Below are 22,736 nucleotides of genomic sequence, written 5' to 3'. Positions count from 1 at the left end.
TAGGGTTTATTTCGTATGCTCATTTTTAAGAGGATTATACTGTTTAAAAGTTTGTTCATTTCAATTAATGGAAAACCGTAGAGTTTCTATCCTTAAGTTGATGGGCATGGGGACGCTACAACAATAACGAAATTACAAGAGAGAGATGAGAAAAAAGAGTGAGTAAAGCACTATGCGTACGCATAGTGTTTTACTTGTGGTAAAATAAGAGCAGGAAACTCCTAAAGGTTGTATTTTACTAAAGGAGAGAAAAGTAAAATAAGAGGTATATGCATATATGAATAAGCGAACAGCGTTAATACTTGGTGCAAGTGGTTTAGTTGGACAAGAGATAACGCGTCTATTACTTGAATCAGATTACTACGATTCGGTTACTATTTTTGTAAGAGAGCCAATGCAATTGCAACATGAGAAGTTACAGCAGAAACAAGTTGATTTTTCGGTATTAGAGGAATATAAAGAGTTCTTTGCTGTGGATGATGTTTTTAGTTGCTTAGGAACAACAATAAAAAAAGCAAAAACAAAAGCAAATTTTAAAAAAGTAGATTATGAATATACGTTACGAGCTGCTTGTTTAGCTGAAAAACAAGGGGTACAAAATTTCCTTGTCGTGTCTTCTATGGGAGCGAATCCTAAATCATTCTTCTTTTATTCACAAGTGAAAGGAAAAATGGAAGAAGAATTGCAAAAGTTAGTGATTGGTGGTATTCACATTTTTAGACCATCATTATTAGTAGGAAATCGACAAGAATTTCGTTTCGGCGAACGAATGGCTGAAAAGTTATCTCGTATTATTCCGTTTATCTTTAAAGGAGCTTTCAAAAAATATAAACCAATTTCAGCTAAAGATGTGGCGAAAGGGATGTATATAACCGCGCTGCGAGAAGAATCGGGTATCCATACTTATAATTCAAATGAAATTACAACGATAGAATAAATAAAACCGAGAAGAATGACTTCTCGGTTTTATTTATTCGTATGAATTTTTCCTGGTGCTCGCTTATATTGGTGAGGTTCTTGCAATTCAAAGCCAAGTTCATTGGCCGCTATTCTTGGAAAATACGGATTGCGAAGTAATTCACGTCCGATAAAAATTAAATCTGCTTCGTTATTATTTAAAATTTGCTCTGCTTGTACTCCGGTCGTAATTAATCCAACTGCACCAGTTGCAATGTTAGCATGCTCTTTAATATGTTTGGCATATTGTACTTGATAACCAGGATACACATCAATATGTGCTGGTACAACTGCGCCAGAACTACAATCGATTAAATCTATTCCCTGTTCTTTCATCCACTTTGTATACTGAACGTAATCTTGAACCGTTAGCCCGTCAGGATGATAATCATTTGCTGAAATACGGACAAATAACGGTCCGTCCCAAACTTCATTTACAGAGTCGATGATTTCGTGTAAGAAACGATAGCGGTTTTCAGGTGAACCACCATATTCATCAGTCCGCTTATTGGAAAGCGGAGAAAGAAATTCATTAATAAGATAACCGTGAGCACCGTGTATTTCAATAACATCAAATCCAGCTTGTTTTGATCGTACTGCAGCTTGCTGAAAAGCTAATACAGTATCTTTAATTTGGTGTTTGCTCATTTCTATTGGCATTTTCATTGTTTCATTAAATGGAATGGCTGAAGGAGCTAACGCATCTGTTTCTAGTTCTGCTTTTCTTCCGGCGTGAGCGAGTTGAATGGCAGCTTTTGCACCATTATCATGTATAAAAGTAGTCGTTTTATGTAAGCCTTCAATTAAACTGTTATCCCAAATGCCTAAGTCTTTATTTGAAATTCGACCTTCAGGTAACACGGCTGTTGCTTCAATCATAACTAAACCAACTTGGCCGGCAGCTCTTGTTCCATAATGAATGAGATGGAAATTCGTTACTTGGCCATCCCCGTTTTCCGATGAATACATGCACATAGGTGACATAACAATCCGGTTTTTTAATGTAACGTCCTTAATTGTATAAGGTGAAAAAAGTTCGGAATTCATCCAATAGCCTCCTAGATTGAATTTTCTTACATTGTATCATTCTCTTTTTTGTTTCTCTAATAAAACGCTTATACGAAAAATTTTGTATATTCGTGTTACAATGACTAATATGAACTGAATTGGAGGATGGCATATGTACCAGGCTTATTATGAAAGCGAAGTAGGTTTGCTTGAAATTACAGCGAATCAAGAAGGAATTACGTCTGTTATATTTGTTGATGAACGACAAGAAGAAAATAAAAATGAAATGATAGAACAATGTATAAATGAGTTAGATGAATATTTTAAAGGGAAAAGAAAAGAGTTTACGGTCCCGCTGTCTGCGGAGGGAACAGCATTTCAAAAAAATGTATGGGATGCACTTTATACTATTCCATACGGCGTAAGTGCTTCATATTTAGATATTGCAGAGAAAGTTGGAAATACAAAAGCTGTACGGGCAATAGGAGGGGCAAATAGTCGGAATCCAATTTCAATAATTGTTCCATGTCACCGTGTAATAGGGAAGAGTGGAAAGCTTGTTGGATATGCTGGTGGTTTATGGAGGAAAGAGTGGTTATTAAAACACGAAGGTATTTTGAAATGACGTATGGATGGGAAGAGGGATTGTTTTGAAATGTATAAATTGTGGGCAACCTTGCGAGGAGGAACAGTTAAATTGTGCAAGTTGTCAGCGAAACTTGGATAATGAACAAGATGAAGGTAGCTCGTTAATAGATAAAGAACTAGAAGTATATGTAGGGAGACAATATCCGTATTACAAAAGGAAATGGGAGCTTGAGAATAAGCGGATTGCTAGGTGGAGCTGGAATGGTTGGGCTGCTATTTTCAATATAGGCTGGCTAGGATATCGTAAGTATTATGTACCAGCTGCTTTATTTATGTTGTTATTAGTAGCGTGTGATGCATTTTCGTATTATATGGGATTTAATGTAGCGTTGCCAATCATTAATATGGTGCCTCTTACGTTTTTATTACTCATTTTTATTCTGTTTGGAATGGGGATTTTTGCAAATGGATTGTACTATCAATTTGCGGAAAGACGTATATACCGAATAAAAGCAAGAGAAATAAAAGATAAATCAGTTGAAAACTATCTAATCAATGATAGCGGCGGAACGAGCAAAATGGGAGCGACAATTGTTACTATTTTAGCAGTTGCTAGCATATTTTTTAGTCATTTCTTTTTTCCGACTGATCGAGACGTTATTCAAAAGGTTCGTACAAGCTCGCTTTATGAATATCCTTTCTTTTCAATAGGTGAATCTTTCGAAAATTATTTTCAAAATTCAGGTTGGATATATTATCGTGGAACGGAAGGGTTAGAATTAGTAGAATTCCAAGGATATAACACCGGAACGCCAAGACAAAAGGTGAAGATTCAATTTGTTGTCGATTATAAATTAGGTGAAGTGGAACCATACTCATTTATGGTTAATGGTGAATCTAAAACTGCAGAAGAGTTTTTGAAGCTAATGGAAGAAATATTTAAAGTTCAAAATCCATTTGATATAGAGGATGGATTACAAGTAAATGCTATTCAAGAAAGCGGCTGGAAAGAAATTTCCGATCGCTTTTTTCTATGTTTGTTAAAATAAATATTTAAAATAATCAGAATCTTTTGTATAATAAAATATATTATATAGGATTTAACTTATACATATAGATTGGGGGAAGGAAGAATGAAGAGAAAGACAACAACAATTGCTGCACTTGCGTTAACGACGAGTGTATTGGTTGCAGGGTGTGGGAATGGTGAGAAGGCTTCGACAACGAAGAAAGAATCGAATAAGGGAATGGCCGATAAACAAGTTTTAAATTTGCTAGAAACAGCTGAAATTCCTTCAATGGATACATCTAAATCAACGGATTCTGTATCTTTCCGTGTATTTGTAAATGCAATGGAAGGTTTATATCGTCTAGATAAAGATAATAAACCAACACCAGGTATGGCAAAAGATGTGAAGATTAGTGAAGATAAAAAGACATATACATTTGAATTACGTGATGCGAAATGGTCAAATGGTGATCCAGTTCGAGCACAAGATTTTGTATATGCATGGCAACGTACATTAGATAAAGCAACAGCGGCAGAATATGCATTCATTTTATTTGATGTGAAAAATGCACAGAAAGTAAATAAAGGAGAATTACCATTAGATCAACTGGGTGTTAAAGCGAAGGATGATAAAACGTTGGTAGTAGAATTAGAGCAACCAGCACCTTATTTTCTTGAGCTTACGTCGTTCCCTACATTTTTCCCATTAAATGAAAAATATGTGAAAGAGCAAGGAGATAAATACGGATTAGAAGCAGATAAATTAGTATATAATGGACCATTTACAATGAGTCAATGGAAACATGAACAAAATTATCAGTTAAAGAAAAATCCTAATTATTGGGATAAAGATACTGTAAAGTTAGACGAAATTAATGTAAGTATTGTGAAGGAAACAAGCACGGGAGTAAATTTATATGATAGTGATCAAGCAGATCGAGTTATTTTAACTTCTGAATTTGTTGATAAATATAAAAAGAATAAACCAGATGAATTTAAAACGAAGTTAGATCCGCGCATATATTTCTTACGTTTTAACCAAAAAAATGCAACATTTAAAAACCAAAAAGTACGTGAAGCGATTGATTTAGCATACGATAAAAAAGGAATTGCTGATGTCATTTTAAATGACGGTTCATTGCCAGCATATTTCTTAGTACCTGAAAAATTCACGACAGGTCCGGATGGAAAAGATTTCCGCTCTGTAAATAAAAACTTCCGTGATAGTAAAGATAACGCAGAGAAAGCAAAAAAATTATGGGAAGAAGCGAAGAAAGAGCTTGGTCAAGATACAATTACGGTTGAATTACTAAACGATGATAACGGTAGCCGTAAAAAAGTAGGCGACTTTATTAAGGAAGAACTAGAGAAAAACTTGCCTGGTATTAAAGTGAATTTGAAACAGCAACCATACAAGCAGAAGCTAGATTTAGAAAAGAAATTCCAATATGAATTCTCATTATCTGCATGGAGCCCTGATTATCCGGATCCAATGACTTATATTGATATGTTTGTTACTGGAAGCTCATTTAATGAAATGGATTATTCTAATCCGAAGTATGATGATTTAGTAGCGAAATCAAAAGGAGAGCTATTAAAAGATGATAAAGCACGCTGGAATGCACTTGCGGAAGCTGAAAAAATCTTAATTGGTCAAGACGCAGCAATTTCTCCTACGTACCAACAAAGTACAGCTTATTTAGAGAAGCCATTTGTAAAAGGCATTGCTAACCATACGTTTGGCGGGGACTTCAGTTATAAATGGGCATATATTACAAAAAAATAGTATAATAAAAGATGAGTGAATTTTCGCTCATCTTTTATTTGTATAAGGAGGAATTATAGTTGTTAAGAGGAATCAATCATATTTGTTTTTCGGTATCTAATTTAGAAAACTCTATTATGTTTTATGAAAAAGTATTAGAAGGAGAATTATTAGTTAAAGGAAGAAAATTAGCTTATTTTAACATATGTGGAGTATGGATAGCGCTTAATGAAGAGACGCATATTCCGAGAAATGAGATTCATCAATCTTATACGCACATTGCATTTTCTGTTGAACAAGAAGACTTTAAATGTCTAATACAGCGATTAGAAGAAAATGATGTTCATATTTTACAAGGAAGAGAACGTGATGTAAGAGATTGCGAATCTATATACTTTGTTGATCCTGACGGTCATAAATTTGAGTTTCACTCAGGGACACTGCAAGACCGTTTAAATTATTATAGAGATGAGAAACCTCATATGACATTTTATTAGGGAGGGATAGCATTTGCATGCACTTGTAATTGGTGGGACAGGAATGCTAAAGAAAGTTTCTATGTGGCTTTGTGAGAAAGGATTTTATGTTTCTATTATTGGACGAGATGAAGTGAAATTAAAAAATGTTAAGCGAATGAGTTCTGCACCAGAAAATATTACATGCCTTTCGTTAGATTATCATAATGATGAAGATGTAAAGCTAGCTATTAAAAGTACAATTAAGAAAAATGGCCCGATCACATTAGTTGTTGCATGGGTACACACAAGTGCAAAGCATGCACTATCAAATATTTGTAAAGAACTAGATTTGTCGTCTAAAACATATAGTTTATTTCATATTTTAGGTAGTAAAGCATCACGTATGCCTGCACAAAAAATAGGGAGTACGCGATGTATTTATCATAGAATTATTTTAGGTTTTATTTTAGAAGATACATATGGAAGGTGGCTTACTCATCAAGAGATAGCTGATGGAATTATAAAAGGGATTGAAAGTAAACGAGCGGAGTGGATTGTAGGGAGAGTTGAACCGTGGGAATTACGACCAACATGGTGAGGGGGAGTAAGAAATGAAAACAACTATATATGTAACAAGGCATGGTGAAACAGAGTGGAATGTAGCGAAGCGAATGCAGGGACGGAAAAATTCTGCTTTAACTGAAAATGGTATAGTTCAGGCGAAACAATTAGGAAATCGAATGAAAGATTTACCAATCCATGCGATCTATAGTAGTCCGAGCGAAAGAACACTTCATACGGCAGAGTTAATAAAGGGGGAACGTGATATACCCATTATAGCGGATGAGCATTTCTATGAAATCAACATGGGTATATGGGAAGGACAAACAATCGCGGATATAGAAAAGCAATTTCCAGAAGAAGTACATCTGTTTTGGAATGAGCCACATCTTTTTCAGTCAACATCAGGCGAAAATTTTGAGGCCGTTTATGAAAGAGTAATTGAAGGGATGCAGCTTCTTTTAGAGAAGCATAAAGGACAAAATATATTGATTGTGTCTCATGCGGCAGCAGCAAAATTACTTGTAGGGCATTTCGCGGGAATTGAAATAGAAAATGTGTGGGATGATCCATTTATGCATAGTGCCAGTTTGAGCATAATAGAATTTGAAGAGGGTATTGGTAAAGTGAAACAATTTGCAGATATAAGTCACTTTCAATAAATGTAAAAAAGGCCGCAAAACGGCCTTTTTTTGGGTGGTATAAAAACTAGCAGTTACGTTTTTTATACCAGAAGTGATCGAATTTCTTATTTTTGCAAGATGGGAATTTATGTCTGCCATCTTTGCAATCGTTCCATTTCTTTCCGTCATCACACGAATCGTCGCAAGAGCCACCGTGTCCATTAGGGAAGAATTCGCATTTTTTACAGTAACATCGTTTAGTCCAGTAAAATTTCTTTTCAAAGCGTACACATTTTGTAACGAATGTACAATGCTTTCTACGAGTACGTTTTGTAACTAAAACGCATTCTTTTCTACGCGTTACTTTCGTAACGAACGTCCATTTTTGCACGCGAACACGAGTACATTTTGTAACAAATGTCCACTTTTTAACGTGAGTACATTTTGTAACGAACGTACAATGTTTCACGCGAGTACATCTTGTTCTTGGGCATTTACAATCTTCGTTACACTCTATTTTTGTAGTGCAATCATCATCGCATTCAAAAGTACTTGGATCTTGGTGTAAGAAATCCTCCATCCCAGCACTTTTGATTTCTTCGACAGCTTTTCTAATATCACGTTTCATAGAAATCCTCCTTATCATGTATTAAAGTGAAAAGGTATTCTTTTTCCTTAACATGATATGTATGTAGGCATCTTTCTGAACAGGACAAGAGTGTAATTTTATATAAATAGATGATTGCGGATGTATGGACAAGACAAGGCGCATACATTGAATGAAGAGAACTGAGAAGGGATGAGAAAACATGCTGCCTTCATATGATTTTTTTGTTCATCCAATGTACTTAGTGGAATTGAAAAAGGACATTTGGTCAGATAGTCCAGTGCCAGCAAAATTAACTTATGGAAAAAAGAAGTATGATATTGATATCGTATACCGAGGAGCTCATATTCGGGAATTTGAGAAAAAGTCTTATCATGTTATGTTTTATAAGCCTAAAAAATTTCAAGGTGCGAAAGAGTTTCATTTGAATTCGGAGTTTATGGATCCGTCTCTCATAAGAAATAAATTATCTTTAGATTTTTTTCATGATATTGGTGTACTTTCGCCAAAATCACAACATGTATTTATAAAAATTAATGGTCAAATTCAAGGTGTGTACTTACAGTTAGAATCGGTTGATGAAAATTTTTTAAAAAATAGAGGATTACCGAGTGGTTCTATTTATTATGCGATAGATGATGATGCGAATTTTTCATTAATGAGTGAACGAGATAAAGATGTTAAGACAGAGCTCTTTGCGGGTTATGAATTTAAATATTCGAATGAAAATAGTGAAGAACAACTGAGTGAATTTGTATTTCAAGCGAATACTTTGACGAGGGAAGCCTATGAAAAAGAAATTGGGAAGTTTCTACATGTAGATAAATATTTACGATGGTTAGCAGGAGTTATTTTTACGCAAAACTTTGATGGTTTTGTTCATAACTATGCACTATATCATAACGATGAAACAAATTTATTTGAAGTTATACCGTGGGATTATGATGCGACTTGGGGGCGAGATGTACAAGGGAGACCGCTTAATCATGAATATATTCGCATTCAAGGGTATAATACGTTGAGTGCAAGATTGCTAGACATACCTGTATTTAGAAAGCAGTATCGAAGTATTTTAGAAGAAATATTAGAAGATCAATTTACAGTTTCGTTTATGAGGCCGAAAGTAGAAGGGTTGTGTGAATTGATTCGTCCATATTTACTACAAGATCCATACATGAAAGAAAAATTAGAAACATTTGATCAAGAGGCTGATATGATTTATGAATATATAAATAAGAGAAGAAAGTATATACAAGACCACTTACATGAATTGGATTAATTTTGAAAGAGATTGAAACGTTATCAATCTCTTTTTTTTTGTATAATAAAGATGTATCAATGAAAATGAAGTAATATATTTGATAGAGAATGGGGATGCGGATATATGACGATTAAATGGATTGATTGGGTAAAACAAATACAATCTATAGCTCAAGCGGGTTTAACGTATTCTAAGGATGTGTATGATATTGAGCGTTTCCAGCAATTACGAGATATTTCTATTTCAATGATGTCACATTACACGAAAACAGATTGGGAAGTCGTAGAGAAATTATTTGCAAGTGAGACAGGCTATCAAACACCTAAAGTTGATATAAGAGCTGTTGTTTTTCAAAATGAAAAGTTATTATTTGTGAAAGAAAAAAGCGATGGGAAATGGGCATTGCCAGGTGGATGGGCTGATGTCGGTTATACGCCAACCGAAGTTGCAGCAAAAGAAGTTTTCGAAGAGACTGGTTATGAGGTAGATCATTTTAAGTTACTAGCTATATTTGATAAAGAAAAACATCAACCATCTCCATCGGCGACGCATGTATATAAGATTTTCATTGGATGTGAGATTATTGGTGGAGAAAAGAAAACTAGCATTGAAACAGAAGAGGTGGAGTTTTTTGGTGAAAATGAATTGCCTAATTTATCAATTGCTAGAAATACAGAAGACCAAATTAAAGAGATGTTTGCCTACATGAAAGACCCGCAGAAAGAGAAATTAATAGATTAATCCTGCTTGAATTGTACATATTGTTAAAATGAAGATATTGGCAGATTGCAGCCTTTATGTAATAATGGGATGGTATGTGAAGAAAAAAGGAGATAAAAAAGAACATGTTAGCAAACATAATAGATCAGTTATTGCAATTTTTTGCAAGCTTAGGTTACTTTGGAGTAGCTCTTGCTTTAATGATTGAAGTAATCCCGAGTGAAATTGTACTTTCGTATGCTGGCTTTTTAGTAGCGAATGGTAAAATTAGTTTTGTGGGTGCAGTTATCGCCGGAACGATTGGTGGTACTTTAGCGCAAATCTTTTTATACTGGCTTGGATACTACGGAGGGCGTCCGGTTGTAGAGAAATATGGGAAATATCTACTTATTAATAAACATCATTTAGACATAGCGGAAGGTTGGTTTAAGCGTTATGGAGCAGGCGTAATATTTTCTGCGCGCTTTATCCCAGTAGTACGTCATGCGATCTCTATTCCAGCAGGACTAGCTAAGATGCCATTAAAACTATTTACACTTTATACGGTTGTAGCGATCATTCCATGGTCAATTCTATTTATATACTTAGGTGAAAAACTTGGTGGGAATTGGCGACAAATTAAAGAGTATGCATCTGATTACACACATTACATAATTATAGGAGCTGTTCTTTTTATTGCTCTATACTTTGGTTTAAAGTATTTCAAAAAGAAAAAAGCAGCGCGTTAAAGTCAATGATTTTTCATTGGCTTTTTTATTTGTTTCGGTTCTAAAGAAAAGGAGTTGTCCATAATGTGTAATAATAAAGCGTAGCGGAGGAATGTGATGAAAGGGTCACCGTTTATACGTGGAACGATATTTTTAACGATGGCAACGATGATATCAAAAATGTTAGGGTTTATATATGTTATACCATTTACAGCGATGGTCGGTACGAGTGGTTACGTTCTATACACATATGCATATCGTCCTTATACCATCATGCTCAGCATAGCAACAATGGGATTACCGCTAGCTGTTTCAAAGATGGTATCAAAATATGATCAACTGAATGATTATCATACGGTTAAGAGAGTGTTGAAAAGTGGAATCGTGTTTATGTTTATAATGGGAGTCATTTCGTGTTTTACGTTATATATGCTAGCTCCGCATTTAGCTAAACTTGTCATCGATGGGAATGATCAAACGGGGAATAGTGTAGGAGCGGTTACTACTAATATTCGAATTGTAAGTTTTGCGTTAATACTTGTGCCAGTAATGAGTTTATTAAGGGGCTTCTTTCAAGGATTCCAATCGATGGGGCCTTCTGCATTAAGTGTAGTTGTAGAGCAATTTTTTCGTGTTTTAACCATTTTAATAGGAAGCTTTGTCGTTTTATATGTTTTAAAAGCTTCTGTTTCACTAGCAGTTGGTATTTCAACGTTCGGTGCCTTTATGGGAGCTGTAGGTGGATTAACTGTTTTAAGTGCGTATTATATGAGAAGGAGAAGGCACTTAAAGAAAAAAGAAATGGCAAGTATACCACAAACAACGAAATCTTTTTTCTCACTTTATAAGGAGCTCTTTACATATTCTATTCCTTTTGTTGTAGTAGGCTTAGCAATTCCGTTGTATCAGACGATTGATACATTTACAATTAATAAACTACTTATACAGATAGGGTATATGCAAGGCGAAGCGGAAAAAATTAATGCGATAATTGGCCTTGTTCAAATGGTTGTGCTTATCCCGGTATCCGTTGCGACAGCTTTTAGTATGTCTCTCGTACCAGAGATGACGAAAGCTTATACAGCAGGAAATACGAAGCTATTGTACAAACATTTTACGAGAACAAATGTATTAGTAGTAGCGATTACGGTACCGGCGGCAATTGGAATGATGGTGTTAGCCAAGCCTGTATATACCCTTTTATTTGGTGCTGGAAATGATCCAGAGATGGGGAGAATCATTTTACAGTATTATGCTCCTGCTTGCATACTATTTTCTCTTTTTACAGTAACGGCTGCTATGCTACAAGGAATCAATCAACAGCAGAAGACGGTGCTAGGACTAGTGATTGGAATTATTGTGAAGATAGTTTTAAATATTGTATTGCTTCCGTATTTCGATTATGTAAGTTTTATCATTTCAACATACGCGGGCTATACGATTTCAGTCGGGTTTAACTTGTGGATGCTTTCTAAATATGTTATAAAGGCAACATAAGCTTTTAAGGCAGAGAGCACTCTGTCTTTTTCTATGTTTATCCCGCTCTAACGGGCAGTAAGATCCTCATCTCAAAATTCAGCGAAAGAAAAGAAGTTTGGTTGGGGGCGGGCAGTCCGTAAAAGCCCGATTGGTGAGGGTTGAAAATCAGTGGGGGGGATGAAGCTCCCACTGATTAAAGTTTCACTTTATAATATTTTTCTTATAAAAACGTTTTCAAAATAATTTTTCTATTGAAATTTAAACGTATGTTTCATATGCTGAGAATGGCGGTTTAAAAACTGTGATTTAAGAGAGGTAGATTCCTACATGTAAAAAGAATCGGGGTGATAGTATGTTAAATATATATTTAACAGACCGAAACGGAAAACTACAAGAGATTGAGGAAATGCAAAAGGGGTGCTGGATTAATGTACTTCATCCAACAGAAGAAGAAATTCAATATCTAGTACAAACTTTAAATGTAGACTTAGATTTCATTAAAGACCCTTTGGATGATGAAGAACGCTCTCGTATTGAAAAGGAAGACAATAATACTTTAATTATCGTGGATATTCCGACAGTTAGACATGACGAAGAAGGAAATTCGATTTATGACACGATTCCAATAGGTATGATTGTGATGCCGGATTGTTTTGTTACAATCTGCTTAGAAGAGAATCCAATTTTTGAACGTTTTATTAATCAACGTATTAAAGAATTTTATACGTTTAAGAAGACGCGCTTTGCACTTCAGCTCTTATATACGATTTCTACTTATTATTTAAGATACTTAAAGCAAATAAATCGAAAAACAATTGATTTAGAGCATCAATTAAATCAGTCAATGAAAAATAAAGAGATTTTCACATTATTAGGCCTTGAGAAAAGCTTAGTATACTTTACAACGTCATTAAAGGCTAATAAAATTGTAATTCAAAAGTTAATGCGTAATAGTACATTTTTAAAAATGTATGAAGACGATCAAGATTTATTAGAAGATGTATTAATTGAAAATAAACAGGCTATTGAAATGGCGGAAATATATAGTCATATTTTAAGTGGAATGATGAATACTTTTAGCTCCGTTATATCAAATAATTTAAATAGTGTTATGAAACTGTTAACGTCAATTACGATCATTTTATCTTTACCGACGATGGTTTCTAGTTTCTTTGGAATGAACGTAAAGGTTCCGTTTGAAGGAGAAGCCCACGGTTTTGTAATTGTACTCATCATATGTGTAACACTATCTTTCACGTTAGCTTTTGTTTTTTGGAAGAAACGTTACTTTTAACGATAAGAAAGCTGCTCTAGCATAGTTATATAACTACGCTAGAGCAGCTTTTTTGCTATGAAATCTCAAATTTTGAATAGAATATAACTTGTACAATGTAATGTATATAAAGGGTATGTATGTCATATAAACCTTGTCCAATTAATGAAATGGGGTTAAAATTACATATTGTTAATGAAAAGTTGGAGGAAATACATCATGGAATTGTTTCAATTACCGAAAGCATTCCTGCAAATGAATACAATTTTTATTTCCATATTAATCGAAGCACTTCCGTTTGTGCTCATTGGTGTATTTATTTCAGGATTCATTCAAATGTTTGTGACAGAAGATATGGTGGCAAAATGGATGCCGAAGAACCGATTTCTGTCTGTTTTATTAGCTACTTTTTTAGGCATGTTGTTTCCAGGTTGTGAATGTGGAATTGTTCCGATTGTAAGACGATTAATTGGAAAAGGCGTTCCACCATACGCAGGGATTGCATTTATGTTAACTGGACCTATTATTAATCCAGTTGTATTATTTGCTACTTATGTTGCCTTTGGGAGTAGTATGCACATGGTATGGTATCGTTCTATTGTAGCGATTATCGTAGCCATTATCGTTGGAATTATATTATCCTTTATGTTTAAAGAACATCAATTAAGAGATGATCGCTTCCCAGAAGTGAATAATAAGCGTCCACTGCGTAAAAAAATGTGGGATGTATGTACACACGCTGTTGAGGAATTCTTCTCAATGGGAAAATATTTAGTACTAGGTGCGTTAATTGCAGCAGCGGTACAAACGTTTGTACAAACTTCAACACTTCTTGCTATTGGACAAGGCCCATTTTCTTCATCAGCTGTTATGATGGGACTTGCTTATATATTATCACTTTGTTCAGAGGCAGATGCATTTATCGCTTCTTCGTTCCAAAGTACGTTTTCAACAGCTTCACTTGTCGCGTTCCTCGTTTACGGACCGATGGTGGATATTAAAAATATGTTTATGATGCTTGCGACATTTAAAACGAAATTTGTAATTGTTGTTATAGTTACAGTTACTCTTGTTGTTTATGCAAGCTCACTACTCATTTATGCGATGGGGTGGTAGGTTATGTTTCGAGCATATATATTATTAGGTTTTACAATATTAATTGCGCAACTGCATATTTCCGGTAACATTACGAAGTATATCAATATGAAGTATGCCTATTTATCAACAACAGCAGCAATTATTTTAGGTTTCTTAACGATTATACAAATTATCGTCGTTTTCCAAAAAGAGCACCAAAAGGAAAAAGAGAAAAATGATTGCAGTTGCGATCATAGCCATTGCGGGCATGATCATTCAAAAGATGAGAATACATGGTGGAAAAAAGCATTTTCGTACTCATTGTTTTGTTTTCCAATTATCTCAGGGTTATTTTTCCCAATTGCGACGCTAGATTCGGATATTGTTAAAGCGAAGGGCTTTCACTTTCCTGTTGCACAAGCAGAAAGTAAGGATCCATTTATGACAAGACAATTCCTAAGACCTGATACGAGCATTTATTACGGGAAAGAAGGATACCGCGGTGTAATGGAAAAAGGGAAGAAAGAGTTTGTTACGAAAGACAATATTAATTTGAAAGATGAAGACTTCCTAAAGGGTATGGAAACAATTTATAATTATCCTGGCGAGTTTACTGGGAAAAAATTATCTTTTAAAGGGTTTGTTTTTAGAGATGATTCTTCTAAAAAAGAACAATACTTCTTATTCCGTTTCGGTATTATACATTGCGTAGCAGATTCTGGTGTGTATGGTATGTTAGTGAAAAAACCAGAAGGCGTAGAGTGGAATAATGATGACTGGATTCAAGTAGAAGGAGAGATAACTACTGAGTTTTATCAGCCGTTTCATGCGAATATTCCTGTATTAGAAGTAACAAAATGGAATAAAGTTGAACAGCCGAAAGAACAATATGTATTTAGAGGAGCCGATTGATAAAATCGGTTCTTTTTTGTGGACTAAAAGTTCTGAATGTTGTTAATATTAAACGTGTAGTTCATTTAGTATAGTGATTATTGAAATATTAGGGATAGATCATTAAAGGGGTGATAACAATGACAGAAGTAAAGGGGAAAACAGCCAATGAGTCAAGGGTGTTCAAAACGAGCCGAGTCTTCCCAACGGATTTAAATGATCATAACACGCTATTTGGTGGGAAGATATTAGCGGAGATGGATATGGTTGCTTCTATTTCAGCATCCAGACATTCAAGAAAGGAATGTGTCACAGCATCTATGGACTGGGTCGATTTCTTACATCCTGTTCGTTCTTCAGATTGTGTTAGTTATGAATCTTTCGTAATTTGGACGGGAAGAACTTCGATGGAAGTGTTTGTGAAGGTAGTGGCTGAAGATTTAATTTCAGGTGAGAAGCGTATAGCGGCAACGTCATTCGTTACTTTTGTGGCACTTAGTAAGGAAAATAATCCAGTTCCAGTACCGCGTGTTATCCCTGAAACCGAAGAAGAGAAAGAATTACATCGTATTGCTGTGTTACGTGCAGAACAGCGTCATATACGTAAGGCAGAGAGTAAGAAAGTAGCCACATTGTTAACCTTTTGAGATGAATATTTAGCCATTTAAGTTACTATAGCAGTCGGAAATGGTTTTAAAATGAAAAGCGGACACCTAAAATAGGTGTCCGCTTTTATAGTTTTTTCATCCACATATCATATGACAGTAGCTACTTAGCAGAAGCAAGCAGCACCGACGATGATTAAGAGGATAAATAATACGACTAATAGCGCAAATCCATTACCATGTGCGAAGCCCATTGTTATTTCCTCCTTTTATTTTAAGATACAACATACAATATGCAAATGAGCTATTGTTTGATATGGACATATATCATGCAATGACATATTTTCTTGAATGATAATGTAATAAAAAAGGGAAGATATAGAAATAACAGTAAGTGGAGAAAGGAATTTATCCATGAAGCACTTTTTCGCTATAATCCTTTGTTTAATAGGTGTATTCATTTGGATGAACATCGATGTGGAAATGGGGAAGGAAATGGCTAGTGAATATGAATTAGGACAAGTTCGATTAGGTGAATTTCAACTATATACGAACGGTGAAGAGTTATATAGAAAATTATTTGACGATATAAACGATGCAGAAAAGTATATATATATCCATTTTTATATTGTAGGAAAAGATGAAATAAGCCAAGAGTTTTTACAGTTATTAGAGAAAAAAGCATCTAGCGGAGTAGAAGTGAAATTGTCAGTCGATCGGGTAGGCGGATATAAGCTGAAGAAAAAGGTAATTAGCCGATTAAAAGAAAACGGTGTGAAGTTTACATTTAGTAAAAAACCGAAACTGAAAAATATGTTCTATTCTTTGCATCAACGAAATCATAGACGTATTGTTACGATAGATGGAAAGGTATCATACGTCGGTGGCTTTAATATCGGAAAGGAGTACCTTGGACAAAATCCAAAGTTTGGGCCATGGCGTGATTATCACGTGCGCATCCATGGTGAGGGTGCAGCGGATATGGAAAGAAAGTTCGCCGAAGATTGGAAAGAAGATACAGGAGAAAAAATGCCTATACATGAAAGTATACCTACATTAGGGAATGTGAAATATCAATATTTATTTTCAAATGGAAAAGGCTTATGGGAAAAATATGGAGCACTATTAAAGCAGGCTAAAAAGTCTTTAATTATCGCTACACCATATTTTGTACCAAGTAAAGAAATGGTGAAAGAGTTAAAAGCTGCATTAAATCGTGGTGTTAATGTAAAAATTCTCGTGCCATTTAAAAGTGATGCCATATTGTTAAAACAAGCTGCCTATCCATATTTGAAAGATATGTTACATGCTGGAGCGGAGATTTATCAATATCGAAATGGATTTTTTCATGGGAAAGTAACAATTATTGATGGAGAAATTGTTGATATTGGGACAGCGAATTTTGATAATAGAAGTTTTTATTTAAATTGTGAGTCTAACTGTATCATATATGATAAAACCGTTGTTGATGAAGTATGGAGTCGATTACAGGTAGACTTTCATAAATCAAAACGATTTTCTGAAGAAGATTTTGAGAAAATTAGTAGATGGGATTGGTTTTTAGCAAGAATAGCGAATGTTTTAGCATCATATTTATAGTATATGGACGAAAGAGAAGGGAGGCGCTTTAATGGACTGTATGAAAGAATTAATGAGATATAGTTATATACTAATATACAAGGTTGGAGAGTATGCTGGAAAGGTCAGAGACGAAGAATTAAAAAATCTATTACAGCACCATTTACCATATATGTTACAAGCATATAATGAACAAGTAAATTTTCAAGAAGGAGAGAATGTGCAACATATAACCTGTGAAACAACGGAGTTTGATTTGCATGAAATGGAAAAGGAAACAGTTAGTAAATATACAGGGGATATTCATATTGCAACCAGTTATATTGCGCACTTGAAACGATTAGCTTTAAAGTTTGCTCAAGTTGCAGTGGAAGTTGCTAATCCAGAGTTTCGCTCATTTTTGGAAAATTGTTTCCTGAAAATGAACCGTTACGCTTATAGTGTGTGGCAATATGTTATGAAGAAGGAATATAAGATTACACATCTATATGAAAATGAAAAGTTTGCATGAGAAACTAAGGCGAAATGGTATGCGCCTTAGTTTTTTTACGTCCATTGAGAGAAAAAACTAGTTTTATTGTGTATCGATTGGAAATGAAATATATAAATTAAAATTAGGATTTGTTATCAGAAGATTTACAAAAATTTACCGTATATTTACTATTTTTCAATCTCTCCTTTAAAAATAGAGAGTAATATGAGGTTGTACATATTCTATCACAAGGAGGAAACGCAAATGAACAAATGGGTTAAATCATTAACTGCTATGGCACTTGCAAGTTCTTTATTAATGGTAGGTTGTAGTAAAGGTGAGGACAAGAAGAAAGAAGACGACACAACAACACAACAAGAGGATAAAAAGGATAAAGAAACAAGCGGAACCGAGAAGTCTACTGATTCTAAAGAAAAGAAATAAAGTAATAATAAAGCTTCCTCTCATATATGAGGAAGCTTTTTTGTTGTAAATTTATTGAGATTATTGAAAAATAGAAAGAGAATGAAAGAGGGGGAAAACAAATGAAAGTATGTATATTGGGAGCAACAGGACGAGTAGGTTCAAACATAATTAATTTAGCATTAAAGGATTCAGCTGAAGTGACTGCATTAGCGCGTGATTTAAATAGAATAGAAATACAACATGAAAGGCTACGAGTGATAGAAGGTAATGTATTGAACGAAAATGATATAAAGAAAGTGATAGAAGGAAGCGATATAGTAATTAGTGCACTTGGAACGGATCAAAATGGAACATTAGGGAAGAGTATGCCACAAATCATTAAGCAAATGGAAGAAGAAGGGGTTCGTAGAATCATAACAATAGGAACAGCTGGTATTTTACAAGCAAGAACAAATCTAAATTTATATCGTTTTCAATCAACGGAATCCAAAAGGAAAACGACAACGGCAGCGGAAGATCATTTGGCTGCATATAAAGTACTAAGTAATAGTAATAATTTATGTTGGACAGTTGTTTGTCCGACACATTTAATAGATGGTGAGGCGACAGAGGTATATCGAACTGAAAAAGATATATTGCCAGAGGGTGGATCAAAAATTACAGTGGGTGATACAGCACACTTTGCATGGCATCTATGTAAGAAAAACATATATGAAAATAGTCGAGTAGGTATTGCATATTAAAAAACCATCCCGAAGTCGGGATGGTTAAAAGATGATATAACACAAGAAGATGATAATCATAATGATTTGGAGAATTGCTTTCGCTACTGTACTGCTTAAAAAACCAACTACAGTAGCGACTCCAACTAGAAAGGCATCTTTTGGCGCTTTTTTATGCACTAGTTCTGTTATAAATACTGATAAGAACGGTATGATAATAAGTCCGAATGGTGGGAAGAAGAACGATCCGACAATGATAGAAATCATTCCGACACGTTCGCCCCATTTAGAACTACCGTATTTTTTTAAGAAATATCCATTTGCAATAAAATCAGCAACGAAAATGAAAAGAGTAAAAATGACTTGAATAATCCAAAAAGAAGTTGTTAATTCGCCTCCATTTATACCGAAATGGTAAATCAAATATCCAGCCCAGACAGCTAGTATGCCAGGGATAATTGGATAAATAAAGGCGAGAAATGAAACAACGAAACAGGCAATGATACAAATTGTTAATAAAACAGTCACTTTATAGCTCCTTTTTAATATCTAGTTTATGTACAGCAACTTTTTTGACTTGATGGCCATCAAGTTCTAATACTTTAAATTGAAAACCAGCATATTCAATGGAATAGCCAGCTTCAATATTTAAGTCAACTGCTTGAGAAAGAAGCCATCCTCCGATTGTATCTAAATCACTATCATCAATATGTAGGCCAAACATATCATTTACTTCAGAAATAAGCACCTTTCCATCTAAAACAGTAAGCTTAGGTGTACGCTTTTCAATCATAGGTGATTCATCCGCATCGAATTCATCTTGAATTTCTCCAATGATTTCTTCAAGAATATCTTCCATCGTTAAAAGTCCGGCAGTACCACCATATTCATCCATAACGATTGCCATCTGAACGCGATTTTTTTGAAGATGGACTAACGTTTTACGAATTGGAACTGTTTCAAATACAGTTAGAACAGGATGTATATAAGATTCAAGTGGCTTATAAATACCTTTCGTTTGATCATGGAATACTTCTTTCGTATTGATCATCCCAATGATATCATCTTTATCTTTTTCGATAATTGGATAGCGTGTATATTTTTCAGTAGCGACGATATCCATATTTTCTTCTAACGTATTTTCAGTAGATAAGCAAATCATTTCGGTACGAGGAACCATAATTTCTTTTGCAACTCGATCATCAAATTCAAAAATGTTATTTACATATTTATATTCGGTTTGGTTTATTTCACCGCTTTTAAAACTTTCACCTAAAATGAGTCGCAATTCCTCTTCAGAATGAGCAAGTTCACTTTCTTTCGCAGGTTCTAATCCGAGTAATTTTGTGAAAAATATAGCTGTACTATTGAGTAGCCAAATGAATGGGTACATAATTTTATCAAATAAAATAAGCGGTCTTGCAAATTTGAGTGTGATCGCTTCTGCTTTTTGAATTGCGAAAGACTTTGGAACTAATTCACCTAATACAACGTGGAAAAATGTAATAACACTAAAAGCAATAACAAAAGATAAAGTGTTAGCCATTGTTCCAGTAATATTAATTTTTTCAAAGAGCGGTCGTAGTATATGTTCCACAGTCGGTTCACCAAGCCAACCAAGCCCTAAAGAAGTGATTGTAATTCCGAGCTGACAAGCTGATAAATAAACATCTAAATTAGATAGGACGCTTCTTGCAGCTAAAGCTTGTTTATTACCTTCATTTGCAAGTTGGTCAATTCGACTTTTTCGTACTTTTACAACAGCGAATTCTGATGCAACGAAAAAGCCAGAAATAAGAATAAGTACAAAGATGAGAAAAATATTTAATATGTCCAAGCGTGTTCTCCATTCCAAGGTTTGGAATAAAGATGTCACCTCCTGCAATTATGTTATACTTTTATAATAAATCCAAATGAAAAGAATAGTCAAAGGAAAAGGGTAAATATTGGTATGTTTCTGTAATAGTTTTTGAATTTGCTGTTATTTTGTCCGCTATACAAAAGGAATAACCCCCTACTTTTAGATTATAGAGGGTTATTTTAAATTAAGGTTTTGGAACACTTCTCGTCAAAGTGTATGACTGTTGTTTGGAGTAGTTTGTGGTCCATAGTGTTTGAAGGAAAGAAAGTATGCTATATGGGATATAGAGTAGTAATAAGCCGATTGTAACAATTATGGGTGAATTTCCGCCAAATTGAACGATAAATTGTAACAGTCCATTTGCATGAAAAACGCATTCCATAAAAACGAATGAAAGAATAATGGAACCTAAAATTGATTTATGATTCGAAGTAAGCGCCAAAAACAATGTATCCACAAGAAAAGAATCATGTTTTATTTCATATTCATTTGTGTTTTTTAAGAAAGGAATCCATTTTTTTACTGCTTGCATAACGATAATCATGGAAGTACTACATACGATGATAAATGATGAGTAGTAAGGAAGGTTTATAAATTGTGCGATGTATAGAAGTAGTAATAAGACTGAACATTGTAATACTACAGTGCAAAAAGAGTAAGGAATCCATTTCAATACAGTAGTAAACTTTTTAAACGAATTAGGTACTTTGAAAAATAAATGGCCGATACCCAAACTTATGAAAAATCCGATCGCAAGGGTAAAAGTAAAACGAACAATCGATATAAAATATATTTCCCATATGTAAGGGAATAATGGTGTTGAATGATTAGAAGTATGTATCATTTGGTTTGCTGAGAAAAAGATAGATTCATGCATCCAATCAACCTTTGGAATTGATATAGAAGAAAGCTGTGCGAAGTTTTGAAAAATGCTAATAAATCCATTTTGATAAGAATAATTGTGTGTAATAAAAAGAGCTGGAATAGGACTTATGGCAAAAATAACAATAATACCAATTATAAATTTACATATATGTGAGCGTAATAAAGACATATAACCACCTACTCTTAGAATATTCAGAAAATTCTTATTCTTATTTTAGCTTTTTTTGAAAGAAGTTACAATATATTTTTCATTTAGTAATTCAGAGAGAAGATTTGATAGCAAAAATATACAAGTGAAGGATTCATGAATAAATTATGACAAGAAAATGAATAATTTTCAGAAAAATAAAATAAATTATTTATTTTTTTCTGAAAATATAATATAGTTATGGCACAGAAAGTATTTTAACATAAGGAGGCTTTTTATGAGGATTAAAGGGAATTACGTGCCGAAAAGGGAAGTTTTACTGTGCTCAAGTTCGATTACGATAGGGGAAGCGTTAGAGCATTTAAATAAAACGGGGTATCGTTGTGTACCAGTTTTAGATGAAAAAAAAGAGAAATTTTTAGGGAATATATATAAAGTAGATATTTTAGAATATAAAGGATCACTTGATGAGAGTGTAATACAATTAATAAACGATAAAGAAGGATTTGTGAGAGAAGATTCATCTTTCTTTAAAGTATTTTTTACAATAAAAAAATTGCCTTATTTATCAGTAGTTGATGAAAAAGGGGTTTTCCTTGGAATTTTAACGCATAAAAAAGTTTTTGAGTTATTAGAGGATGCATGGGGCGTTCACTCTAGTAAATACTCTGTCATGATTGGAACGCAAGACTATAATGGAGCAATCCAAAAGTTATCGACAGTTTTAAAGAAATACACTGGTATTCAAAGTTTGATGACTTTTGATAATGATGCCTTATTAGTTCGTAGAATTATGTTTACATTAGGAGAAGAGTTTAACGACGGTGAATTAGAGACATTATTGGAAGATTTAGAAGATCACGGATTTAGAGTTGTGTATGTGGAAGAGATGAAAAATCCACGTGAAGTTGAAACGATAGAGTAACATACAAAAGCCATCTAATTTGAAGTGCACCCCAATTGTTAGACACAGTCTAACAATTGGAGGTGCATTTTTTATGGCTAAATTTTCTTCAAAAGAAAAAATCCAAGCGGTGAAACGATATTTAGATGGT

At 34.2% G+C, this 22,736-nt stretch carries 26 protein-coding genes; 20 read left to right on the top strand and 6 right to left on the bottom strand.

The genetic code is table 11. The features are described 5' to 3' along the window. Positions 1-277 precede the first annotated feature (277 nt). Complete coding sequence (locus tag ACS2CR_RS27810) at positions 278-937, top strand: oxidoreductase (RefSeq protein ID WP_001042736.1); 660 nt, start codon at positions 278-280, stop codon at positions 935-937. A 29-nt stretch (positions 938-966) separates the two neighbouring features. Here the strand turns inward: ACS2CR_RS27810 and namA are convergent, their stop codons facing one another. Next, the gene (gene namA / locus ACS2CR_RS27805) at positions 967-2,004 is read right to left on the bottom strand and encodes an NADPH dehydrogenase NamA (RefSeq protein WP_053512427.1); all 1,038 of its coding nucleotides are present in this window, start codon (positions 2,002-2,004) and stop codon (positions 967-969) included. A 133-nt stretch (positions 2,005-2,137) separates the two neighbouring features. Here namA and ACS2CR_RS27800 point away from each other — a divergent pair, with 133 nt between their 5' ends. From ACS2CR_RS27800 to ACS2CR_RS27775, 6 genes are all read left to right on the top strand, one after another. Then, positions 2,138-2,590, top strand: a complete 453-nt coding sequence (locus tag ACS2CR_RS27800) for a methylated-DNA--[protein]-cysteine S-methyltransferase (RefSeq protein ID WP_000283913.1) — start codon at positions 2,138-2,140, stop codon at positions 2,588-2,590. 7 nt (positions 2,591-2,597) lie between these two features. Further along, positions 2,598-3,602 carry a DUF2628 domain-containing protein gene (locus ACS2CR_RS27795; RefSeq protein WP_074644371.1) on the top strand — a complete coding sequence of 335 codons (1,005 nt, stop codon included), beginning with the start codon at positions 2,598-2,600 and terminating at the stop codon, positions 3,600-3,602. Positions 3,603-3,686: 84 nt separating this feature from the next. Next, a complete protein-coding gene (locus ACS2CR_RS27790) occupies positions 3,687-5,348 on the top strand; it encodes a peptide ABC transporter substrate-binding protein (protein ID WP_000824281.1) in 1,662 nt (553 codons plus the stop codon). A gap of 59 nt (positions 5,349-5,407) precedes the next feature. Beyond that, complete coding sequence (fosB, locus tag ACS2CR_RS27785; RefSeq protein WP_000943769.1) at positions 5,408-5,824, top strand: FosBx1 family fosfomycin resistance bacillithiol transferase; 417 nt, start codon at positions 5,408-5,410, stop codon at positions 5,822-5,824. A 13-nt stretch (positions 5,825-5,837) separates the two neighbouring features. Then, a complete protein-coding gene (locus tag ACS2CR_RS27780; RefSeq protein ID WP_053512429.1) occupies positions 5,838-6,383 on the top strand; it encodes a short-chain dehydrogenase in 546 nt (181 codons plus the stop codon). A 13-nt stretch (positions 6,384-6,396) separates the two neighbouring features. Then, on the top strand, positions 6,397-7,008 hold the full coding sequence (locus ACS2CR_RS27775) for a phosphoserine phosphatase 1 (RefSeq protein WP_000858827.1): 612 nt from the start codon (positions 6,397-6,399) through the stop codon (positions 7,006-7,008). Positions 7,009-7,054: 46 nt separating this feature from the next. On the opposite strand, the gene exsB is transcribed toward ACS2CR_RS27775, so the two are convergent. Beyond that, a complete protein-coding gene (gene exsB, locus ACS2CR_RS27770) occupies positions 7,055-7,597 on the bottom strand; it encodes an exosporium protein ExsB (RefSeq protein WP_000817485.1) in 543 nt (180 codons plus the stop codon). A gap of 181 nt (positions 7,598-7,778) precedes the next feature. Here exsB and cotH point away from each other — a divergent pair, with 181 nt between their 5' ends. From cotH to ACS2CR_RS27730, 8 genes are all read left to right on the top strand, one after another. Next, on the top strand, positions 7,779-8,855 hold the full coding sequence (cotH, locus tag ACS2CR_RS27765; protein ID WP_000937997.1) for a spore coat protein CotH: 1,077 nt from the start codon (positions 7,779-7,781) through the stop codon (positions 8,853-8,855). Between the two features lie 105 nt (positions 8,856-8,960). After that, a complete protein-coding gene (locus ACS2CR_RS27760; RefSeq protein WP_000153584.1) occupies positions 8,961-9,578 on the top strand; it encodes an NUDIX hydrolase N-terminal domain-containing protein in 618 nt (205 codons plus the stop codon). A gap of 104 nt (positions 9,579-9,682) precedes the next feature. Further along, positions 9,683-10,285: a DedA family protein gene (locus ACS2CR_RS27755; RefSeq protein WP_000880691.1), complete on the top strand. Its 603-nt coding sequence runs from the start codon at positions 9,683-9,685 to the stop codon at positions 10,283-10,285. Positions 10,286-10,381: 96 nt separating this feature from the next. Continuing rightward, positions 10,382-11,761 (top strand): putative polysaccharide biosynthesis protein, encoded by a 1,380-nt coding sequence (locus ACS2CR_RS27750; protein WP_000678847.1) that lies wholly within the window; start codon positions 10,382-10,384, stop codon positions 11,759-11,761. Between the two features lie 334 nt (positions 11,762-12,095). After that, entirely contained in the window at positions 12,096-13,037 is a 942-nt protein-coding gene (locus tag ACS2CR_RS27745) for a magnesium transporter CorA family protein (RefSeq protein WP_000932389.1), read from the top strand. 198 nt (positions 13,038-13,235) lie between these two features. Next, complete coding sequence (locus ACS2CR_RS27740; protein WP_053512430.1) at positions 13,236-14,132, top strand: permease; 897 nt, start codon at positions 13,236-13,238, stop codon at positions 14,130-14,132. Positions 14,133-14,135: 3 nt separating this feature from the next. Then, positions 14,136-15,005 (top strand): TIGR03943 family putative permease subunit, encoded by an 870-nt coding sequence (locus ACS2CR_RS27735; protein WP_000488043.1) that lies wholly within the window; start codon positions 14,136-14,138, stop codon positions 15,003-15,005. Between the two features lie 119 nt (positions 15,006-15,124). Then, positions 15,125-15,631, top strand: coding sequence for an acyl-CoA thioesterase (locus ACS2CR_RS27730; RefSeq protein WP_000141164.1), 507 nt, complete (start codon positions 15,125-15,127; stop codon positions 15,629-15,631). Positions 15,632-15,756: 125 nt separating this feature from the next. Here ACS2CR_RS27730 and ACS2CR_RS27725 read toward each other — a convergent pair whose 3' ends face one another. Beyond that, positions 15,757-15,843, bottom strand: a complete 87-nt coding sequence (locus ACS2CR_RS27725; RefSeq protein WP_000505094.1) for a YjcZ family sporulation protein — start codon at positions 15,841-15,843, stop codon at positions 15,757-15,759. A 160-nt stretch (positions 15,844-16,003) separates the two neighbouring features. On the opposite strand from ACS2CR_RS27725, the gene cls reads away from it, so the two are divergent. The 4 genes from cls (at position 16,004) to ACS2CR_RS27705 (ending at position 18,808) form a co-directional block, all read left to right on the top strand. Then, on the top strand, positions 16,004-17,188 hold the full coding sequence (cls, locus tag ACS2CR_RS27720) for a cardiolipin synthase (RefSeq protein ID WP_002004934.1): 1,185 nt from the start codon (positions 16,004-16,006) through the stop codon (positions 17,186-17,188). 31 nt (positions 17,189-17,219) lie between these two features. Continuing rightward, entirely contained in the window at positions 17,220-17,678 is a 459-nt protein-coding gene (locus ACS2CR_RS27715) for a spore coat protein (protein ID WP_000340535.1), read from the top strand. A 225-nt stretch (positions 17,679-17,903) separates the two neighbouring features. Next, positions 17,904-18,083: a hypothetical protein gene (locus ACS2CR_RS27710; RefSeq protein ID WP_001045960.1), complete on the top strand. Its 180-nt coding sequence runs from the start codon at positions 17,904-17,906 to the stop codon at positions 18,081-18,083. A gap of 101 nt (positions 18,084-18,184) precedes the next feature. Beyond that, positions 18,185-18,808 carry an NAD(P)-dependent oxidoreductase gene (locus tag ACS2CR_RS27705; protein WP_053512431.1) on the top strand — a complete coding sequence of 208 codons (624 nt, stop codon included), beginning with the start codon at positions 18,185-18,187 and terminating at the stop codon, positions 18,806-18,808. A 24-nt stretch (positions 18,809-18,832) separates the two neighbouring features. Here ACS2CR_RS27705 and ACS2CR_RS27700 read toward each other — a convergent pair whose 3' ends face one another. The 3 genes from ACS2CR_RS27700 to ACS2CR_RS27690 form a co-directional block, all read right to left on the bottom strand. Further along, entirely contained in the window at positions 18,833-19,315 is a 483-nt protein-coding gene (locus ACS2CR_RS27700) for a DUF456 domain-containing protein (protein WP_000217338.1), read from the bottom strand. A gap of 1 nt (position 19,316) precedes the next feature. Further along, a complete protein-coding gene (locus ACS2CR_RS27695) occupies positions 19,317-20,624 on the bottom strand; it encodes a hemolysin family protein (protein ID WP_000353738.1) in 1,308 nt (435 codons plus the stop codon). Between the two features lie 208 nt (positions 20,625-20,832). Beyond that, on the bottom strand, positions 20,833-21,702 hold the full coding sequence (locus ACS2CR_RS27690; RefSeq protein ID WP_000055260.1) for a hypothetical protein: 870 nt from the start codon (positions 21,700-21,702) through the stop codon (positions 20,833-20,835). A 256-nt stretch (positions 21,703-21,958) separates the two neighbouring features. Here ACS2CR_RS27690 and cbpA point away from each other — a divergent pair, with 256 nt between their 5' ends. Beyond that, positions 21,959-22,606 (top strand): cyclic di-AMP binding protein CbpA, encoded by a 648-nt coding sequence (cbpA, locus tag ACS2CR_RS27685; protein ID WP_053512432.1) that lies wholly within the window; start codon positions 21,959-21,961, stop codon positions 22,604-22,606. Positions 22,607-22,736 lie beyond the last annotated feature (130 nt).

Source organism: Bacillus cereus group sp. BceL291 (genome assembly GCF_051776705.1).
In the GTDB taxonomy this organism is placed as follows: domain Bacteria; phylum Bacillota; class Bacilli; order Bacillales; family Bacillaceae_G; genus Bacillus_A; species Bacillus_A cereus.
The sequence above is the reverse complement of the archived record's forward strand: the minus strand, read 5'-3'. Positions and strand labels throughout refer to the sequence as shown.

Coding starts and splice junctions, on each gene's coding strand:
- cbpA (WP_053512432.1), top strand. CDS start 21,959: ATGAGGATTAAAGGGAATTACGTGCCGAAAAGGGAAGTTTTACTGTGC.
- ACS2CR_RS27790 (WP_000824281.1), top strand. CDS start 3,687: ATGAAGAGAAAGACAACAACAATTGCTGCACTTGCGTTAACGACGAGT.
- namA (WP_053512427.1), bottom strand. CDS start 2,004: ATGAATTCCGAACTTTTTTCACCTTATACAATTAAGGACGTTACATTA.
- ACS2CR_RS27740 (WP_053512430.1), top strand. CDS start 13,236: ATGGAATTGTTTCAATTACCGAAAGCATTCCTGCAAATGAATACAATT.
- ACS2CR_RS27690 (WP_000055260.1), bottom strand. CDS start 21,702: ATGTCTTTATTACGCTCACATATATGTAAATTTATAATTGGTATTATT.
- ACS2CR_RS27795 (WP_074644371.1), top strand. CDS start 2,598: ATGGGAAGAGGGATTGTTTTGAAATGTATAAATTGTGGGCAACCTTGC.
- ACS2CR_RS27750 (WP_000678847.1), top strand. CDS start 10,382: ATGAAAGGGTCACCGTTTATACGTGGAACGATATTTTTAACGATGGCA.
- ACS2CR_RS27745 (WP_000932389.1), top strand. CDS start 12,096: ATGTTAAATATATATTTAACAGACCGAAACGGAAAACTACAAGAGATT.
- ACS2CR_RS27810 (WP_001042736.1), top strand. CDS start 278: ATGAATAAGCGAACAGCGTTAATACTTGGTGCAAGTGGTTTAGTTGGA.
- ACS2CR_RS27725 (WP_000505094.1), bottom strand. CDS start 15,843: ATGGGCTTCGCACATGGTAATGGATTTGCGCTATTAGTCGTATTATTT.
- exsB (WP_000817485.1), bottom strand. CDS start 7,597: ATGAAACGTGATATTAGAAAAGCTGTCGAAGAAATCAAAAGTGCTGGG.
- ACS2CR_RS27775 (WP_000858827.1), top strand. CDS start 6,397: ATGAAAACAACTATATATGTAACAAGGCATGGTGAAACAGAGTGGAAT.
- cls (WP_002004934.1), top strand. CDS start 16,004: ATGAAGCACTTTTTCGCTATAATCCTTTGTTTAATAGGTGTATTCATT.
- ACS2CR_RS27800 (WP_000283913.1), top strand. CDS start 2,138: ATGTACCAGGCTTATTATGAAAGCGAAGTAGGTTTGCTTGAAATTACA.
- ACS2CR_RS27760 (WP_000153584.1), top strand. CDS start 8,961: ATGACGATTAAATGGATTGATTGGGTAAAACAAATACAATCTATAGCT.
- cotH (WP_000937997.1), top strand. CDS start 7,779: ATGCTGCCTTCATATGATTTTTTTGTTCATCCAATGTACTTAGTGGAA.
- ACS2CR_RS27730 (WP_000141164.1), top strand. CDS start 15,125: ATGACAGAAGTAAAGGGGAAAACAGCCAATGAGTCAAGGGTGTTCAAA.
- ACS2CR_RS27710 (WP_001045960.1), top strand. CDS start 17,904: ATGAACAAATGGGTTAAATCATTAACTGCTATGGCACTTGCAAGTTCT.
- ACS2CR_RS27715 (WP_000340535.1), top strand. CDS start 17,220: ATGGACTGTATGAAAGAATTAATGAGATATAGTTATATACTAATATAC.
- ACS2CR_RS27735 (WP_000488043.1), top strand. CDS start 14,136: ATGTTTCGAGCATATATATTATTAGGTTTTACAATATTAATTGCGCAA.
- ACS2CR_RS27755 (WP_000880691.1), top strand. CDS start 9,683: ATGTTAGCAAACATAATAGATCAGTTATTGCAATTTTTTGCAAGCTTA.
- ACS2CR_RS27705 (WP_053512431.1), top strand. CDS start 18,185: ATGAAAGTATGTATATTGGGAGCAACAGGACGAGTAGGTTCAAACATA.